Origin of the sequence: Niallia sp. FSL R7-0648 (genome assembly GCF_038007005.1) — a bacterium.
GTDB classification, from domain to species: domain Bacteria; phylum Bacillota; class Bacilli; order Bacillales; family Cytobacillaceae; genus Niallia; species Niallia circulans.
Genome location: NZ_JBBOWE010000002.1, coordinates 141830 through 160084 on the forward strand (window position 1 = coordinate 141830; position 18255 = coordinate 160084).

Sequence of the window (18255 nt, forward strand, 5' to 3'; positions counted from 1 at the left end):
TACGATTACTTTCCAAAGAAGTAATTCTCTAAAATAGAGAATCTAAGATGGCGATTACTCGGTTTCTTTCTTGGTTCTTACTTTTCATAATCTAGTTTTCAAGGAACAATTTCGGCTAAAGATAAACTTCGCATCTCTTCGTCAGCTTCTTCGCTCTGCTCCTCACGTACTGTTGTACGCTCCGGTGCTCGCGCATTCGCTTCCTTGATCTACTCGTTTCTCTTTACCCTCAAACTTATTACTGTTTTTGAGGAATTGCTCCCTCAAAACTGAACAACAAATCGTCAACAATCTATGATGGAATGTAAATTCCATTTTCCTTAGAAAGGAGGTGATCCAGCCGCACCTTCCGATACGGCTACCTTGTTACGACTTCACCCCAATCATCTATCCCACCTTAGGCGGCTGGCTCCAAAAGGTTACCCCACCGACTTCGGGTGTTACAAACTCTCGTGGTGTGACGGGCGGTGTGTACAAGGCCCGGGAACGTATTCACCGCGGCATGCTGATCCGCGATTACTAGCGATTCCAGCTTCATGTAGGCGAGTTGCAGCCTACAATCCGAACTGAGAATGGTTTTATGGGATTTGCTCGACCTCGCGGTTTTGCTGCCCTTTGTACCATCCATTGTAGCACGTGTGTAGCCCAGGTCATAAGGGGCATGATGATTTGACGTCATCCCCACCTTCCTCCGGTTTGTCACCGGCAGTCACCTTAGAGTGCCCAACTGAATGCTGGCAACTAAGATCAAGGGTTGCGCTCGTTGCGGGACTTAACCCAACATCTCACGACACGAGCTGACGACAACCATGCACCACCTGTCACTCTGTCCCCCGAAGGGGAACGTCCTATCTCTAGGAGTGTCAGAGGATGTCAAGACCTGGTAAGGTTCTTCGCGTTGCTTCGAATTAAACCACATGCTCCACCGCTTGTGCGGGCCCCCGTCAATTCCTTTGAGTTTCAGCCTTGCGGCCGTACTCCCCAGGCGGAGTGCTTAATGCGTTTGCTGCAGCACTAAAGGGCGGAAACCCTCTAACACTTAGCACTCATCGTTTACGGCGTGGACTACCAGGGTATCTAATCCTGTTTGCTCCCCACGCTTTCGCGCCTCAGCGTCAGTTACAGACCAAAGAGTCGCCTTCGCCACTGGTGTTCCTCCACATCTCTACGCATTTCACCGCTACACGTGGAATTCCACTCTTCTCTTCTGCACTCAAGTCCCCCAGTTTCCAATGACCCTCCACGGTTGAGCCGTGGGCTTTCACATCAGACTTAAAGGACCGCCTGCGCGCGCTTTACGCCCAATAATTCCGGACAACGCTTGCCACCTACGTATTACCGCGGCTGCTGGCACGTAGTTAGCCGTGGCTTTCTGGTTAGGTACCGTCAAGGTACAAGCAGTTACTCTTGTACTTGTTCTTCCCTAACAACAGAGTTTTACGATCCGAAAACCTTCATCACTCACGCGGCGTTGCTCCGTCAGACTTTCGTCCATTGCGGAAGATTCCCTACTGCTGCCTCCCGTAGGAGTCTGGGCCGTGTCTCAGTCCCAGTGTGGCCGATCACCCTCTCAGGTCGGCTACGCATCGTCGCCTTGGTGAGCCGTTACCTCACCAACTAGCTAATGCGCCGCGGGCCCATCTGTAAGTGACAGCGTAAACCGTCTTTCAGCTTTTCCTCATGAGAGGAAAAGGATTATCCGGTATTAGCTCCGGTTTCCCGAAGTTATCCCAGTCTTACAGGCAGGTTGCCCACGTGTTACTCACCCGTCCGCCGCTAACTTTAAAAGCAAGCTTTTAAAGTCCGCTCGACTTGCATGTATTAGGCACGCCGCCAGCGTTCGTCCTGAGCCAGGATCAAACTCTCCAATAAAGAGTTGATTAGCTCATTGCTAAACTCTAGCTTTTTATTACTTTTTTGTTTTACAACATTCGTTATAAAACGATTATTGTTGACGTTTGTTTGTTCAGTTTTCAAAGAGCAATAAAATAAAATGGAGCGGGTGATGGGAATCGAACCCACGACATCAGCTTGGAAGGCTGAGGTTTTACCATTAAACTACACCCGCATAATAAGAGTGATATACTTTTTTTGCTTGACGAACATTCATGGTCGGGAAGACAGGATTCGAACCTGCGACCCCTTGGTCCCAAACCAAGTGCTCTACCAAGCTGAGCTACTTCCCGAATATGGCGCGCCCGAAAGGAGTCGAACCCATAACCTTCTGATCCGTAGTCAGACGCTCTATCCAATTGAGCTACGGGCGCATATTTCCGAAAGCGACTTTATAATCATACAATATTTTTTATCGGCTGTCAACACTTTTTTTGATGCGGCCGAGAGGACTTGAACCTCCACGGGGTTAACCCCCACTAGGCCCTCAACCTAGCGCGTCTGCCATTCCGCCACGACCGCACTATAAGAGATGATCCATTGTACATTCATAAATCTGTTTCGTTCATCAAATTAGATGGTGCGGGTGAAGGGAGTCGAACCCCCACGCCTTGCGGCGCTAGATCCTAAGTCTAGTGCGTCTGCCAATTCCGCCACACCCGCTTATTCTAATATATAATGGTGAGCCATGGAGGATTCGAACCTCCGACCCTCTGATTAAAAGTCAGATGCTCTACCGACTGAGCTAATGGCTCTTGGCTGGGCTAGCTGGATTCGAACCAACGAATGACGGAGTCAAAGTCCGTTGCCTTACCGCTTGGCTATAGCCCAATATTAAATATAAATGGCGGTCCGGACGGGACTCGAACCCGCGACCTCCTGCGTGACAGGCAGGCATTCTAACCAACTGAACTACCGGACCAAACTTTTTTTATAAAATAATAAATGACCCGTACGGGATTCGAACCCGTGTTACTGCCGTGAAAGGGCGGTGTCTTAACCGCTTGACCAACGGGCCATAATACCAAATTGCTTTCTGGCGGAGAAGGAGGGATTTGAACCCTCGCGCCGCTTACGCGACCTACACCCTTAGCAGGGGCGCCTCTTCAGCCTCTTGAGTACTTCCCCAAAAAAATGGCTCCGCAGGTAGGACTCGAACCTACGACCGTTCGGTTAACAGCCGAATGCTCTACCACTGAGCTACTGCGGAATAATTGTCATCGACATATTTGTTATCAAAAGAAACAATCACTAGCAGCGTTATAACAACTGCTCTCTTGTCGACTCTTTACATTATAAGGACATATAAATAATAAGTCAAGCACCTTTCAAAACTTTTTTTAAAACAAAATCCATCCATCATTCATTACTTATCCATCTGAATCACTTCTTCTAATTTTAATCTTCCCTTACATTTCCCACAAACATACTTTTTTATATCCATTCTTTTTCTTCTCGTATATTGCTGTTTACAGGAAACACAAGAGTAAATAAGTATTTTCTTCGATTTCCCTCTCTTACTTTCAACTGGTAACGGTGAACAATATCTTGGACCACCTACCATTTTTAGAAGAGATTTAAAATCGGCATCCTTGTGCTGATATCCTTTGTTTAATAAATGAAGATGATAATGACATAATTCATGTTTTATAATCCCTACTAATTCATCCAAACCCATCAGATCATAATATGTTTTATTGATTTCAATATTATGAGTGCTTAACAAATATCTTCCACCAGTGGTTCTTAATCGCGGATTAAAAATTGCCTTGTGCTCAAAACTTCTTTTAAAGTAATCCCACGATATATTCTCCACTAACTTTTGCAATTCCTCATTTGTCATCGTACCGCTCATTCCTCCTCAACAAGACAAACTATTATAGCATACAATAGTTTTATAACTTACTAAAACGTACACAATCATGTAATTATGTTAAATTGATAATTCTATAATCTCACCTTAAACTAGGCAATTTTCTACCTTTTTTAGTTATCGGCATGAAAGGCTAAAGCAAATTTATCTTTTTTTAGCTAGCCAAAATCAAAAAACAAGGAGTGAATATAATGCCTAATTGGTTACAAAACCAAATCAAAAAAGCTTTCTATGAAAAAAATAGCTATCAAGTCAAGCTGTTGAATCAATGCTGGTATTACTATTGCCGCAAAAATACTGCTAATTAACTTCTCATTATAAAATGAACTCACTTTCTCTTTATAAACTAAGAATACCTGCGTTATCTCTTCCATCAACGCAGGCTTCTTTTTATTGCTATTTTTCTTCTTTTGGATTTAGCATCGTTAGTGCAACTCTTCCTTTGTTATGGTCGACGCTGTCTACCCAAACAGTAACAACATCTCCCACACCTACTATATCAAGGGGATGCTTAACAAACTTATTGCTTAGCTTCGAAATATGGACCAAGCCATCTTGCTTTACACCAATATCTATAAACGCCCCAAAATCAACTACATTTCGCACCGTTCCTTGTAGTTCCATGCCCGTTTGCAGATCCTCTAGTTTCAATACATCTTTTCTTAATAATGGTGCAGCTAAATCGTCACGTGGATCTCGGGATGGACGAACTAATGCCTCAATAATATCCTTTAGCGTTAATTCCCCTATATTAAGTTCCTGTGCACTTTCCTTCAGATTAACATTTGTTAATGCTTCCCTTAAAGCTGTAGTACCGATATCTTTTGTTTTAAATCCTAATGTAGATAAGAGTTTTTTTACTTCATCGTAATGCTCTGGATGTATGCCCGTTCTATCTAAAGGCTCCTCTCCATCCAATACACGTAGGAACCCAATTGCCTGTTCATATGTTTTTGCACCTAAGCGCGGTATCTTCTTTAATTGTTTTCGACTTATGAATTTCCCTTCTTCTTCTCGTTTCTTTACGATATTATTAGCAACCGCTTTGGAAAGACCTGCAACATATTGTAACAAAGAAGGAGATGCTGTATTTACATTAACCCCAACTTGGTTAACTGCTGTTTCTACTACAAAGTGCAATGATTCTGCTAATTTTTTTTGAGATACATCATGTTGATATTGACCAACTCCAACGGATTTTGGATCAATTTTAACCAATTCAGCAAGCGGATCTTGCAGTCTTCTCGCTATCGATACAGCACTTCTTTCTTCTACTTGGAAATCCGGGAACTCTTCTCTAGCAATTTCTGAAGCAGAATATACACTCGCTCCCGCTTCATTCACTATTAAATAATAGATTTCTTTATTTTGCTTTTTTAGCATATCTGCTACAAATTGTTCCGTTTCTCTTGAAGCAGTACCATTACCTACTGCAACCATTTCAATATCATATCGATCTAGGATTTCTTGGAACTTCGCTTTTGCTTCTGCTGCTTTAGATACAGGCGGATGAGGATAGATAACCCCTATTTCTAATACTTTTCCTGTTTCATCTACTACCGCTAACTTACAGCCTGTCCGATATGCTGGATCCACTCCAAGAACCATTTTCCCCTTTAGGGGTGGCTGTAATAATAGATTGCGAAGATTCTCTGAGAAAATGTGTATTGCCTGTTCTTCCGCTTTCTCAGTTAACTCATTTCTTATTTCCCTTTCGATGGATGGCTGAATAAGACGTTTATAGCCATCATCAATAGCTTCTTTTATGATTAATCCTTCAGGGGATTGGGCATTTGTTAACCACTTTTTCTCCAAGTATTCAGTAATTACTTCTATCGGAGCAACGATGGCTACTTTTAAAATATCTTCTTTTTCACCTCTATTTAAAGCTAAAGTTCGATGAGGGACAATTTTATTTACTGGTTCTTCATATTCATAATACATTTCATAAATATTTTTTTCATCCTTCTCTACCTTTTTAGCGCTAGACTGAATTTTCCCAGTAAGCATTGTCTTATTTCTTATCCATTTTCTGCTCTCTGCATCATCTGATATCTGTTCTGCCAATATATCTTTCGCTCCATTAATTGCATCCTCAATGGATAAGACTTCTTTTTCCTCCGAGATGTATTTATTTGCTTCTTCTTCTAAAGAGTTTTTCTTTTCTTTACTAATTAACCATTCTGCAAAAGGCTCCAGCCCTTTTTCTTTTGCAATGGTTGCTTTTGTTCGACGCTTTTGTTTATACGGACGATATAAATCTTCTACTTCTTGTAGCTTAATTGCCTTTATAATGTTGTTATGCAGCTCTTCTGTGAGCTTCCCCTGTTCCTCAATTAAACGAATAACTTCTTCTTTTCGTTGTGCTAAGTTTTGAATATATGTATACCGATCAATGATATCTTTTATTTGCACCTCATCTAGTGCCCCTGTTTGTTCCTTTCTATATCTAGCAATAAAAGGAACCGTATTTCCATCTTCTATTAATGTAATAACGCTTTTCACTTGTTTAATTGATACACTCTGTTCTTTTGCTATAATCGCTAAATAGTTCTGTCCTTTTTCCTGTTCCAAAGCCTTCTCCATAACACTCACTATCCTTTCTAGATCCGTCGAACATCACGTAAATTATTATTCCATTCTCTTTATACTTGGAAGTAATACCTTTTATTTTGATCTATCTCTATTTTATCAAAAGGTTCTTGGAAAACATATTATCAACATAAAGGAAATTCCATCCCCTCCTTTCTCTTTCTATTTTACTAGCTTATAGGTTTCACTATCGAAGCAAAGGATACGGCTAAATGAATGAACTTTCATTTTGAACAAAAAAAAGCTTACTTTTCAAAGTAAGCTTCCTAGTATAAAAGTAGAATCATCGTTAGAATTATTATATTTCCCAATAATATCATCTGCTATGGACCTAATAGGCAAATATCCTCTTAGCAAATTTTTAATTCCTTGAATATTAAATCCATCGGAAAAAACAAGAAATTTAGCATGATTTTCAAAAGTAAAACGTTGTGTATGATAATGTTGAGGCCTTCCTGATAAATACCCCGTTACTGGGAGTGGATATGTCAGTTTACCTGAAGGAGAATAAAGAAAGAATCGTATGTTGCCTACACAACTGTAAACAATTGTCTTAGAAGCATAGTTTATTTTAAAAACACAAACAGCAGCTCCTCTTTTCTTGACTAGAACATTATTCGATAGTTCCATTAATTCATCTACAGACTTCCCATGGTTTTCTTTAATTATCTCCGTAACTGCAACGGATGCCTCGTTTGCATATTCGCCGCTGCCAAGTCCATCTGCTAATACACAAACAAAGTATTCATCCGTTGATGTATAAAAGAAACTATCTCCACAAAGGGTTTTCCCTTTCTTGCTAGTCTGATAGGAAAGCACATGAACATTATTGTCTTTCAACTCATTCATAAGATAAACTCCGAATTACTGGTCTCCGCCTGAATTGCTTCTTGCAGCTTTTTGATTGCTCTTCTCTGAAGCCTAGAAACATGCATCTGAGAAATCCCCAGCTTCTCTCCAGCTTCCTTCTGACTAAGATTATCCAAGTATGTATATTGAATAATACTCTTCTCTCTCTCTGTTAGTACATGGAGTACTTTTTCCAGCACTAACTTTTGATTTACTTTTTCAAAGCCTTGATCTACATCTCCGACAATATCTAGAAGTGTAACAGTTCCACCTTCCGAATCTGCTTCAATCGAATGATCAACAGACAATGCTTGATAACTTCTTCCCATTTCCATTGCTTCTAGCACTTCTTCTTCAGATACATCTAAATAATCGGCGATTTCATCCACCTTTGGAGAACGCTGTAAATCGGTAGTAAGCTGCTCAACCGTCTTCTTTATTTTAGGACCAAGCTCTTTTATTCTTCTGGGTACATGAACACTCCAAGTTTTATCTCTTAAAAACCGTTTAATTTCTCCAATTATGGTTGGAACCGCAAAGGCTTCAAAACTTTTTCCGAAGCTTTCATCATAGCGATGAATAGCCCCTATTAATCCAATGATTCCAACCTGTGTGATATCCTCATGAAACATTTTACCTTTAGAATACTTTCGTGCCAGCATTTCTACTAAATCGCGATAGTTTATAACAAGCGCTTCTTGCGCCTTCTCATTTTGTGTACTTTGAAAGTCTTTAATTAAAGCATTTACTTCTTCTTTTGATAAATGGCGATTAGGTTGAGATTGTTTCTGCATCCCTCTCCACCTGCTCTCCTTCGAGGTATTTTGTCATGAAAACAGTTACCCCGTTATTATGGTGAATCTTGACTTCATCCATTAATGTTTCGATCAAGTATAGGCCAAGTCCTCCTTCACGAAGAAATTCCACCGACTCATCCTGCTCATACGGACCCAGATCCTTTGTAGTGGAATGAAAGTCAAAGCTTTTCCCATTATCGGCTACAATGACTTCTAATCGATCATTATATAATCGAAATCCAACTAAAACTTCTCCTGCGTCTTTATTTTTATACGCATGTTGCACAGCATTTGTACAGGCTTCACTTGTTGCTATCTTTAAGTCTTCAATTTCATCGTAGCTAAAGCCCATTCTGCTTGCAATCCCAGACAACGTTAAGCGAATTATCCCAACATACTCTGGTTTAGAAGGAATTTTCATTTCGATGTACTCAAAATGACTCATTGTATTCCACCTTCTATCTTGCTATTTATGTCTATAATGTCTGCTAATCCGGTTATTTCAAACAATCTGATTAAGCGGCTTGATAGACCTACTAACTTAAATTCACCATTATTCGCTCGAACATTCTTAAATATACCTACAAATACACCTAAACCAGTACTATCCATATAATTTACATCGGATAAATCTATTATCATTTTTATTCCTTTTTTCTCAGAGAAGGAATAAATCCGCTCCCTTAATTTCGGAGCAGTATACGCATCAATTTCACCAGAAACCTTAACTTCTACATCCAATTCTTTTTCTTTTACATCTATTATGATATTCATCCCGACCCACCTTCACATTATTACGATATTGTCTTATACCCTATTGGAGGTACCATTAAACTTCTCTTTTAAAAATAATTAAAGTAAAATCATCACGTAATTGAAAATCTTGAATTTTTTCTAATTCCTTAAAGACATTTTCTACAATATTCTGTGCATCTAAATGCATATGTTTCCTTATGTATCCAAGAAGCGTTTCTTTTTCAATAAAGCCTTCCTTTGTTCTACACTCGGTTACTCCATCTGACATTAAAACAATCATATCTCCTGGATAAATTTGCTTTTCAAACTGCTGATATTTCGTTCTTTTATCAACACCCAGCAACAATCCCTTAGTCTTCAGCTCACTAAACTGTTTCGTTTCCGCTTGATAATATAAGCCAGGCTCATGACCAGCTGACGCATAATGAAATACATGTGATAGCACATCATATGCTCCGTAAAACATGGTAATAAACATACTAGGATCTACATTTTGTTCTACAACCCTATTTAAATTTTCTAGAACATTGCTTGGTTTATTCCTATTTTCCGGAAGACTGTCCATCGCATACTTAATCATCGACATGCACATAGCAGCAGGAATACCCTTCCCTATCACATCTGCAATGGCAATGTTAATAATCTGATCATCATCATGAACAAAGTGATAATAATCGCCATTCATCATTTTAGCCGGTACACTTATTGCCCCAATATCTAATCCATCGACTTTTGGAATATCTGTGCTTAATAATGTTTGCTGTACATTTGCTGCTATTTCCATTTCGCTTCTTAACTCTTGCTGAACATGACGCAAGCTTTGATGTTCTCTATAAGCAAATCCATAGCCTATCATAACCTCTAGAAGTATATCGAAGGATTTTGTTACATATCCAGGTATATCTGGATATAAATCCATCAGAATAGATTTATGTAAACTGATTATGTCTTCTGGTGATATTTTTTGTTCAATTGATTTCCTACTAAACTTTTGCCCTTGATAAAGAGCTTGTTCAGATTCATCTTTAATATAGTTCACAAGAAGATCTCGATATTTAGATTCCATCATTTCTCGGAAATCCATTATCTCCCCCCCTATCTTAGCCACTTCACCGCCTGGATTTCTGTTCCATCGCCAATAGAGGTTTTAATATCAAACTCATCCATCAAACGTTTCACACCTGGCAATCCGGCTCCTAACCCGCCAGAAGTAGAAAAACCATCTTGCATCACTTGTCTAATATCCTTAATTCCAGGACCACTATCCATCGCAATTAGTTTTAAACCAGCTTTCCCATTATCAAAAAGCTTTTCTATACAAATCTGTCCTTGACCAGCATATAAATATATATTTCTTGCTAATTCACTAATTGCTGTAGTTATACGGGCTTGATCAACGGTACCGAAGCCGAGCTCTTTGGCGAGGTTTCTGCCTAATTGCCGAGCGGCAACGATATCCCATTCATTTATGATTTTTACACAGGATTGGTCTCCCATAGGTCAGTCCTCCAATTCCTGTTGTAATTTCTCCAAACCTTTTTCTAGATCTAAGGCAGTTAAAACATCGTTTAAACTGATACCTAGCTCTACTAAGGTGATGGCAACAGCAGGCTGAATCCCTGTCAGTACCACCTTAGCCCCCATTAGCTTCGACATACCGATAACATCACCTAATACTTTTGCAATAAATGAGTCTATAAAATCAATAGAAGTTAAATCAATAACTACCCCGTTCGCACTGGTTTCATGGATTTTATTTAATAAATCCTCTTGAAACTGAAGGGCTGTTTGGTCATCTAATTCCCATTGAATGGATACTAGTAAGTAGTCATAAAGTTTTAATATTGGTATTCTTACTCTATTCACCCAAAACCAACCAACTTTCTTTTAATATTTTTTACACACTTATCCATCCCGCGTTAGGGATCCTCTATTTAGATGGAAGAAAATCTAAAATAAATGCAAGAAGCTTCACTTGGTAAACCTAAAGATTATAAAAAAATCCATCCATAATCACCAATTTGATTGCTCCATATTTTCCTGAGTTACTTCCTTCATTTTATCATATTAACAGAGACTTTTTATTTTCAAAAATGGGTATATTGAAAAACAAGTGGTACTTTTGGGCATATTCTCCACTTGAAAATTTATTCATCTTCTACTAAAGATAGGTGATGACTTTTCTATATTCCCATTTTCCTTATCCTTCAAACCTATTATAGAAATTTTTTTGTTATTTAGTAAAAATAATGCTTCACTATTTCCTGTCAAACTAGAAAGAACCTCCTTACTAAATAAGGAGGTTCTTTCTAGTTTGACATACGAGCTTTTTTACATACAAAAAGGTTGCAGTTAGGGTTATAAAAAAAAGCGCTTCAATGAGCGCATTATACTTAAAATTCAATGAGACCTAAACTAATTTGTAGAGCTTCATCGACTTTTTCCATCATTTCCTCATCAAGATGAGTAATTTTGTCCGTTAGCCTCTGTTTATCTATCGTACGAATTTGTTCTAAAAGAATTACCGAATCTCTTTCAAAACCATATCGCTTCGCATCAATTTCCACATGAGTCGGCAATTTAGCCTTTTGAATCTGAGCTGTAATTGCTGCAATAATGACTGTGGGACTGAACCGATTCCCGATGTCGTTTTGAATGACAAGTACAGGACGGACGCCGCCTTGCTCTGAACCAACAACTGGGGATAGGTCTGCAAAATAAACGTCACCACGTTTGACAATCAAAGGATTACCCTCCGCTTACAAGACGTTCTACTGTATGCTCTGCCTCGTATTCTGCGAGAAAGCTTTCTGATGCAATGGATAAATTTAATTTAGCCATTTCCATATATCCTCGTCTCATCGATTCGCGGATATGTCTCTTTTTCCGTTCGCGAAGATACATTTTCGTTGCTTGATAAATAAATTCACTACGATTAACATTTTCCTGCTTAACGAAGCCGTCCAATTCAGTTAACAAATGCTTTGGTAATTTTATCATGATCTCTGTCGTTGTGCTAGATTCAGACACAAACATACACCTCCACCATCACTACACACCATTTTTAGCTCTGCTTTTTTTAATCATACCACTAATAAGTGTTTCTGCAAAGTCCATTCAGCAATTCTACTGTATTATCCGCCAAAAATTATCCCTTTTATGCATGAAAGAATAGAAAAAACGAAAATTATTCACAAAAATAATAGCTGTTCTTCCATATTTTTCATATAAATAGATCTTCAAATGGTATCTGTGACCATAATTAATGTATTCAGTCATTTCCTTATCCATTACTTTTATTTGATCTTGAGTTTAAAATATTCATTTGGCAGCAAGATTCCGAAACCACCATTGCTTTGTCTTCCTCTAGATTAAGAAATTTACTGTTTCTGTGACATTTCCATTTTGTTTAAAAATCCGCGGGACTCTTGTAGAAATCATACATGTGACTTCATAATTAATCGTCTCTAGTTTAGCAGCAATTTCATTCACAGAGATTTCAGCATCCCTTTGCTTCCCAATTAGCGTTATTTCTGTTCCTGGCTCTAAATAAAACGGCAGCCTTATCATACATTGATCCATGCAAATTCTCCCTACAATCGGCGCTCTTATTCCTTCAGCGAGAACCTCTTGACCTTGCAGTTTACGTAACCATCCGTCTGCATAACCGATTGGTAAAGTCCCTATCCATTCCTCTTCTTTTGCCTCATAAGTCGCTCCATAACTTACTTTATCGCCCTTGTTTAATTTTTTCACTTGGACTAATTTTGTCCGCAAGGAAAAGGCTTCTTGTAATGGATAAGGTAAATCTTGTTCAATTTCAAGAGAAGGTGTTAATCCATACATCGAAATACCGAAACGCACAGCATTATATTGTAAATCAGGATGCAAAAGACTCGCAGCACTATTACTACAATGTATAATTGCAGGCAGTTTTGTAAAAGAAGAGAGCAATTCCTTAAAGCGTTGAATTTGGCTCTCAAAGTAAGAAGAGTTTTTTTCATCCGCTGTCGCAAAATGAGTAAAAATGCCCTCGACTACAATATTTGGGTGTTTTACCAGCAATTCTTCTACGGATTGAATTTCCAACTCGTTTCTAAACCCAATTCTCCCCATACCTGTATCTAACTTTAAATGAATCGTTAATGAAGCATCCTTATTTAAAAATTGGACAGCTTCTTCTAACCATTCTTTATAATAAACAGTTAAAGTTATTTTATATTTTATCGCTGTCATGACATCTCTCGGTCTACTTGCACCAAGTACAAGAATCGGTGCTGTTATTCCTTGCTTTCTTAAACTGATTGCTTCGTCTAAAAATGCTACAGCCAAGTAATTCGCACCAGACCGTAAAGCAGTTCTGGCAATTTGCAGAGCTCCATGCCCATATCCATTTGCCTTTACTACTGCTATTAACTTATTTTCTGGATGTAATTTTTTTCTTAATTCACCAACATTATATGCAATAGCATCAAGATCAATTTCCACCCATGTATCTCGATAAAAGGTATCTTCTTGATTCAAAATCCACACACGTCCTTTTTAATTAACAAACTTGTTCCTTAAATTATTCTACTGATTGATCCGCTTGTCAATTCTATCCTTATAAGTTTAGCAGAAGAAGTAATTATTCCACATAAAAAAACAGCCCCCTGTAGAAGGCTGCCTGAGTAGTACTTATTTTATTGCCTCTCCTTGTACGGAGCGCGCAACAGTAACTAATTCATCACGAGTTAAGTCACTTGATGCAATCGTATAATCGACGCCTTCAAACGTCCATGATACTTTAGAATCTGTAACTTCTCCAATGGTAAATCCTAAATCCACTGGATCGCCCTTACTAACAATTGGTCCTGCTGTAGCTGGTGCTACTACTGCTTTTTCTTGAATAATCGTATAAGATTTTTCTCCATCATATGTGAGGATTACACGATTCCCGTTTTCAGAAGCCATTTTTTTCTCTTCTACCAAGCTAACTCCTTCTAATGGTTCTTCAGGATATTTCACAGTAAAGTCTTTGTCTTCAATTTCTCCCATAACCGGGATTACCATCTTAGCCGCAGTCATGCTCTTTTGTAAATCAAAGTCCTTTTTATCAAAGGAAACATCAAACTTCACATTAGAAAACTTCACCGTAACCAATGCTACTCCCTCTACATCCTTTACTTTTACACTGACAGGAGAAAGATCCTTCTTACTGAAGGCAATCTCTTGAGTTGGAAGCATTTTATTATTCTGATAGCGTGTTTTTGTTTCAAAAACATAATGCTTATCTGTAGCAGAAAATTTCACCTCTTTATCTTCTTCAATATCCTTCACTAAAGACTCATAGAGATAAGCTTGACTACTATTTTCCGGCCACTCACTTTGAAACTTAAAGGATTTGTTTAAAGCTGGCGTTAATACATAGACGCCTTCTTCATTTTTCAAAATCATCTGGCTCTGATTTTTTGCTGAATTCTTTAAATTCACTCGATAAAAACTTGGGTCCTTATGCCACACTTCCACTTCATAAGTCTGTGGTTCTGTTCCCATCTTGAGAGTCATTTCGGCGTCTGCTTTATACCCCTTTGTCTCGACCTTTTCTTTTAAATCAGTCAGAATATCTTCTTTCGATTTTGTTCCGCAGGCAGTTAACAAAAGCATGACCGTTAGCCCTACAAATAGCAACCAAATCTTCTTGTTCATTTTTTCAACTCCCCTATTCTCATTTCACGTCGAAAGAGAGAAAAATAAGCAAACAGCATTTCTAATAGAAACTCCTCTTCCTTCTCTCTTGGAATTGCCTATTAGAAACCGCGAAACCATACTTGTCTCTCCTATTTCTCTATGAATATATGAGACAACCTTCGGGAATATGCTACTTGAAATCATAAGTCTTTTTGTTGATATTTCTTCTGTTTATTTCTCTTTGCCTAAACCAAAAACAGACCCGCTTCAAAAAGCCTGCCATTCCCCCTCCCAAACAAAAGAATAAGAAAAACGATGAAAACCCTCTCGCTCTCCTTATTCCTCAATAATAACTTGGGCAAAGGCATAGTGTTTGCTATGAGTTATAGATAAATGGACTCCTTTTGAAAATGGCTTTACAATACACGGCTTCCCTTTTTCCTCATATCCTATTTCAATATCCAAAAAGCTTAAGTTCGCTCCAATCCCTGTGCCTAGCGCTTTTGCAAATGCTTCTTTTGCTGCAAATCGTCCTGCTAAAAACTCACATTTACGATGCCCAGATAGCTGCTGAAATTTTTCCATTTCCGTATCTGTCAGAATGCGCTTCACAAACTTCGGCTTACTTTGGAGTAAAGATTCGATTCTGTCTATTTCTGTTATATCAATTCCCGTGCCTTTAATCATAAGACAACTCCTTCTATTCTATTCATAGTGAGCATAATATATTGTATCTTTCCCTATTCTTTGGCTATTATGGTAGAAAGAAGCTTTATTTAGGAGGTATTAAATACTGTTGTTTACCAGAAGAGAAAGCTTTAAAGAGTATATTACGTATTATCCTGTCGTTTCCATGATCTTACTTATTCATCTAATTCTCTATTTATTAACCAATCTTCCTATTTTTCCAAATAAATATTTATTAGAAACTATGATGGGTGTTAACCTTTATATAGTAGAAGGAGAATGGTGGCGATTAATCACTCCTATTTTCATCCATGGAGGTTTTGCCCATCTTCTATTTAACAGTTTCAGCATTTTCTTATTCGGACCCGGACTCGAAAGAATACTTGGCAAATTTAAGTTTCTCCTTATCTACTTAGTCACTGGTATCGCAGCAAATATTATCACTCTTCTTATCGAACCACTTACTTATGTCCACTTAGGTTCTAGTGGAGCAATATTTGGTCTATTCGGCTATTATATTAGTCTAGTTGTATTTCGAAAAGACATTATTTCTCAAGGGAACGCCCAAATTATTACGACCATTGCTGTTCTTAGCTTAATCATGACCTTTTTACAGCCAAATATAAATATTGTTGCCCATATTTTTGGATTTCTAACAGGGGTCATCGTCGGAAGTTTATCGGAATCAAAGGGAAAGAAGATACTTACCAGTTATAAAGAAGAATGGTATTATTTACGACAACAGCTCCGCCGCACAAAAAAGCCCGAAGCAAAATCTATTATCATTTGGATTATCATCTTCGGTCTTGCCATTATAGGATTTGTTAGTCAATAATAACCATTATATATATTGCTTTGTCCCAGTCTCTGTCAAAAACAAGATGAGACATAAATAATTTGACCAAATATAACTCCGAACAAGTATACATATATCTTATAAATTCGTATACTTGTTTTGGAGTTTTTATTTCACTTTAAGAAAGAATGTGTGTAGTCATCACCCGCAGACTGAATACACTCCGCTTTCCATGGGGGCGAGCCGCTTCGTCTCATATGATCCTGCAGGGTCTCGGACTTTCTCGCAGCTCCCATAGGAGTGTACGTGTATTCAGTTTGCTCCGTTTTATTTTCTTTTGAAAAAAATGATAGACCGAATTGATTTGACTACTAAATTAGAGCTTGTTGGGCTATTTAGCTTTATCCGACACTCACTTAACTTAGCGAATACCATTCATATACCTTTTCTACATCTTCTTTGGTCAGGTCTGTAACTACCCCAGTGGCTCCTCCAGCACCAGAAAGAACAACACCCTGTACAGAAGCAAGCTCCCCTTTTCGCTGCCACCATCCCTCTGTGTAATAAAGGGCTTGAATTCGATTTCGTCTCATCAGGAAAGTCGTTTTATTAAATTGGCGGAAGGATAATGTTAACTGCTTACCTGAAATACGATATCCAGCTGAACGATAATTCCAGTAGCCCCATAATGGTAAAACTAGTAATAACAACAACGATAACGCTCCCCATTCATGAAAAAAGTAAATCATAGCGATAATAACAGGTAATGCTATCCAACTATTTTTAATAATATATCTCCAAATTGATCGTTTTGGCGGCGAATGCAGCTCCTCATTCCATTCATACTCAGGTACCATTTCTTTTAATAAAAGTGGTAATTCCTTTTTCTTTAATAACGGAACGGCAACTACATCAGAAGCTTCTATATCATCAAAAGATCCACCAGCGCTAATAACAGATACACTAACTAATTGAAACGGCTGTCTAAGCATCGCTTCTGTTATTTTAATTGCTTGAATCCGTTTCAGCGGAATAGTAATCTGCTTTTTTTCAATTAGGCCACGTGTAATAATCAAATCATCTTTCGTCTTCGATAATGTAAAATTCGCATATTTTAATATAGTAATGAACCAAGATAAAACCCATAACAATACAAATAAAACAAAAACAACGATAGAAACTAACGCTACACCGCTTGTAATGACTTGTTGAACATGTTTGTAGATTTCCTTATACGGAATTAAATCATCAAATTGTGAAATAAAAGCAAATATTGCCGAGATAATCACACCTACGCCGCCCGAAGTTGACGCCAAAACGACTAATTTTTTAGATGAAATCCGGTAGATTTCTTGTTGAGCAGGTTCTACCTCTTCTATTATTTCGTCCGTTTCAATCTGCTCATTCTTTTTTTGAATAATATATCTTTTTAATTCTTGAGCAACCTTTTTAGAAATAGCGGTAAGTTCGCCTTCAGCTTCAGCACCACCTGCTGTTTCAATTTTTACTTTTACTAAACTAAATGGACGATGAAAAATTCCCTCTGTAAAATCGATACTTTGAATTCGTTCAAAGGGTATGTAGCGTTTCTTTTTTATAAATACACCATACTCGATTCGTAATTCATTTCCCATTACATAAAAGGTGAAAAAGTTCCATGACAAAAATCCGCTAATGAGAATAATCAAAAGTAAGAATGACGCTCCTAGAATTGTATATAATCCCCACTCGGTAGGCTTACCTCCAAGTACAATAATTCCAATAAACGGAAAAATAAACTCTCTTAACCGCTTCAAAATAACGTAAATGATGGAAACAGGATGAAGTCTGTTTTGATTAAACATCTTCTTCTGCCACCTTTGCTTTGCTAGAAATATACTGTCTAATCTCTTCTGCTTCATCCACTTGAAGTACAGGGATTTCGTGTACGGTTGCTGCTGTAGAAATCGACACTGTGGCAAGCTCGTACTTTCTTAATAGAGGTCCTTGCTTCATATCTACATGCTGCACTCTAATCATTGGAATGAGCGTTCGCTTTATTACAATAACCCCTTGCTGTATTTCAATTTCATCTCCTCTTACTTCATATCTCCATCTTTTCCACTTTAAAGGCGGCAGGATGCCAATTGTAAAAGCCATATGAAAAAGAAGATAAATTATCGTTCCTATACTTATAAGTATGTGCCAATCAAAAAGAATAGCAAACGTAATTACCCCAGCACCAATAACCATCATAATGAGCGAAGATATAACTCCTGTTAAGCGCCAAACAGTGATCCCCTTTTTCGATAACCTATTTTGAGGTATTGTTATCAATTACACTCCTCCTATTTTCTGAATTT

18 protein-coding genes, 11 tRNA genes and 1 rRNA gene are annotated in these 18255 nt (G+C 38.1%); 2 read left to right on the forward strand and 28 right to left on the reverse strand.

Translation table 11 applies throughout. The features are described from left to right. Positions 1–324: 324 nt before the first annotated feature. The 13 genes from NSQ89_RS20640 to NSQ89_RS20700 all read right to left on the reverse strand — a co-directional run bounded on the left by NSQ89_RS20640 (position 325) and on the right by NSQ89_RS20700 (position 3736). A 16S ribosomal RNA gene (locus NSQ89_RS20640) occupies positions 325–1872 on the reverse strand. Between the two features lie 122 nt (positions 1873–1994). After that, positions 1995–2068, reverse strand: a tRNA-Gly gene (locus NSQ89_RS20645). A gap of 41 nt (positions 2069–2109) precedes the next feature. After that, positions 2110–2186: transfer RNA gene (locus NSQ89_RS20650), tRNA-Pro, on the reverse strand. Positions 2187–2190: 4 nt separating this feature from the next. Beyond that, positions 2191–2267 (reverse strand) — tRNA-Arg (locus tag NSQ89_RS20655). 64 nt (positions 2268–2331) lie between these two features. Continuing rightward, positions 2332–2415 (reverse strand) — tRNA-Leu (locus tag NSQ89_RS20660). A 56-nt stretch (positions 2416–2471) separates the two neighbouring features. Further along, a tRNA-Leu gene (locus tag NSQ89_RS20665) sits at positions 2472–2556 on the reverse strand. A 16-nt stretch (positions 2557–2572) separates the two neighbouring features. Continuing rightward, positions 2573–2648, reverse strand: a tRNA-Lys gene (locus NSQ89_RS20670). 1 nt (position 2649) lies between these two features. Continuing rightward, positions 2650–2724, reverse strand: a tRNA-Gln gene (locus NSQ89_RS20675). A 14-nt stretch (positions 2725–2738) separates the two neighbouring features. Continuing rightward, a tRNA-Asp gene (locus NSQ89_RS20680) sits at positions 2739–2815 on the reverse strand. A 24-nt stretch (positions 2816–2839) separates the two neighbouring features. After that, positions 2840–2911 (reverse strand) — tRNA-Glu (locus NSQ89_RS20685). A 19-nt stretch (positions 2912–2930) separates the two neighbouring features. Further along, positions 2931–3021, reverse strand: a tRNA-Ser gene (locus tag NSQ89_RS20690). A 7-nt stretch (positions 3022–3028) separates the two neighbouring features. Continuing rightward, a tRNA-Asn gene (locus NSQ89_RS20695) sits at positions 3029–3103 on the reverse strand. A gap of 156 nt (positions 3104–3259) precedes the next feature. Next, entirely contained in the window at positions 3260–3736 is a 477-nt protein-coding gene (locus NSQ89_RS20700) for a SprT family protein (protein WP_047944169.1), read from the reverse strand. Between the two features lie 221 nt (positions 3737–3957). On the opposite strand from NSQ89_RS20700, the gene cmpA reads away from it, so the two are divergent. After that, the gene (cmpA, locus tag NSQ89_RS20705; RefSeq protein WP_095258007.1) at positions 3958–4074 is read left to right on the forward strand and encodes a cortex morphogenetic protein CmpA; all 117 of its coding nucleotides are present in this window, start codon (positions 3958–3960) and stop codon (positions 4072–4074) included. An 88-nt stretch (positions 4075–4162) separates the two neighbouring features. Here cmpA and NSQ89_RS20710 read toward each other — a convergent pair whose 3' ends face one another. The 13 genes from NSQ89_RS20710 to acpS all read right to left on the reverse strand — a co-directional run bounded on the left by NSQ89_RS20710 (position 4163) and on the right by acpS (position 15117). Next, entirely contained in the window at positions 4163–6352 is a 2190-nt protein-coding gene (locus tag NSQ89_RS20710; protein ID WP_341133238.1) for a Tex family protein, read from the reverse strand. Positions 6353–6610: 258 nt separating this feature from the next. Then, complete coding sequence (locus tag NSQ89_RS20715; RefSeq protein ID WP_047944171.1) at positions 6611–7207, reverse strand: PP2C family serine/threonine-protein phosphatase; 597 nt, start codon at positions 7205–7207, stop codon at positions 6611–6613. Beyond that, complete coding sequence (sigB, locus tag NSQ89_RS20720) at positions 7204–8001, reverse strand: RNA polymerase sigma factor SigB (protein ID WP_047944172.1); 798 nt, start codon at positions 7999–8001, stop codon at positions 7204–7206. The genes NSQ89_RS20715 and sigB overlap by 4 nt, the downstream gene beginning before the upstream one ends. After that, entirely contained in the window at positions 7979–8449 is a 471-nt protein-coding gene (gene rsbW / locus NSQ89_RS20725) for an anti-sigma B factor RsbW (RefSeq protein WP_047944173.1), read from the reverse strand. The genes sigB and rsbW overlap by 23 nt, the downstream gene beginning before the upstream one ends. Further along, the gene (locus NSQ89_RS20730; protein ID WP_047944175.1) at positions 8446–8778 is read right to left on the reverse strand and encodes an anti-sigma factor antagonist; all 333 of its coding nucleotides are present in this window, start codon (positions 8776–8778) and stop codon (positions 8446–8448) included. Before NSQ89_RS20730 ends, rsbW begins: the two co-directional genes overlap by 4 nt. Before the next feature lie 55 nt (positions 8779–8833). Continuing rightward, positions 8834–9844 carry a PP2C family protein-serine/threonine phosphatase gene (locus tag NSQ89_RS20735; RefSeq protein ID WP_047944176.1) on the reverse strand — a complete coding sequence of 337 codons (1011 nt, stop codon included), beginning with the start codon at positions 9842–9844 and terminating at the stop codon, positions 8834–8836. Between the two features lie 11 nt (positions 9845–9855). Next, complete coding sequence (locus NSQ89_RS20740) at positions 9856–10257, reverse strand: anti-sigma regulatory factor (protein WP_047944177.1); 402 nt, start codon at positions 10255–10257, stop codon at positions 9856–9858. A gap of 3 nt (positions 10258–10260) precedes the next feature. Then, positions 10261–10626 (reverse strand): STAS domain-containing protein, encoded by a 366-nt coding sequence (locus NSQ89_RS20745; RefSeq protein WP_047944178.1) that lies wholly within the window; start codon positions 10624–10626, stop codon positions 10261–10263. Between the two features lie 527 nt (positions 10627–11153). Continuing rightward, positions 11154–11504 carry a type II toxin-antitoxin system endoribonuclease NdoA gene (gene ndoA, locus NSQ89_RS20750; RefSeq protein ID WP_016201246.1) on the reverse strand — a complete coding sequence of 117 codons (351 nt, stop codon included), beginning with the start codon at positions 11502–11504 and terminating at the stop codon, positions 11154–11156. A gap of 4 nt (positions 11505–11508) precedes the next feature. Next, positions 11509–11790, reverse strand: coding sequence for a CopG family ribbon-helix-helix protein (locus tag NSQ89_RS20755; RefSeq protein ID WP_047944180.1), 282 nt, complete (start codon positions 11788–11790; stop codon positions 11509–11511). A 336-nt stretch (positions 11791–12126) separates the two neighbouring features. Continuing rightward, positions 12127–13284, reverse strand: coding sequence for an alanine racemase (gene alr / locus NSQ89_RS20760; RefSeq protein ID WP_047944181.1), 1158 nt, complete (start codon positions 13282–13284; stop codon positions 12127–12129). Positions 13285–13437: 153 nt separating this feature from the next. Beyond that, positions 13438–14448, reverse strand: a complete 1011-nt coding sequence (locus NSQ89_RS20765; protein ID WP_341133239.1) for a LolA family protein — start codon at positions 14446–14448, stop codon at positions 13438–13440. A gap of 318 nt (positions 14449–14766) precedes the next feature. Beyond that, on the reverse strand, positions 14767–15117 hold the full coding sequence (gene acpS / locus NSQ89_RS20770; protein ID WP_144580905.1) for a holo-ACP synthase: 351 nt from the start codon (positions 15115–15117) through the stop codon (positions 14767–14769). 109 nt (positions 15118–15226) lie between these two features. Here acpS and NSQ89_RS20775 point away from each other — a divergent pair, with 109 nt between their 5' ends. Next, positions 15227–15952 carry a rhomboid family intramembrane serine protease gene (locus tag NSQ89_RS20775; protein ID WP_047944184.1) on the forward strand — a complete coding sequence of 242 codons (726 nt, stop codon included), beginning with the start codon at positions 15227–15229 and terminating at the stop codon, positions 15950–15952. 377 nt (positions 15953–16329) lie between these two features. Here the strand turns inward: NSQ89_RS20775 and NSQ89_RS20780 are convergent, their stop codons facing one another. Continuing rightward, positions 16330–17757, reverse strand: a complete 1428-nt coding sequence (locus NSQ89_RS20780) for a PH domain-containing protein (RefSeq protein WP_341133240.1) — start codon at positions 17755–17757, stop codon at positions 16330–16332. Further along, the gene (locus tag NSQ89_RS20785) at positions 17750–18229 is read right to left on the reverse strand and encodes a PH domain-containing protein (protein WP_047944186.1); all 480 of its coding nucleotides are present in this window, start codon (positions 18227–18229) and stop codon (positions 17750–17752) included. Before NSQ89_RS20785 ends, NSQ89_RS20780 begins: the two co-directional genes overlap by 8 nt. Positions 18230–18255 lie beyond the last annotated feature (26 nt).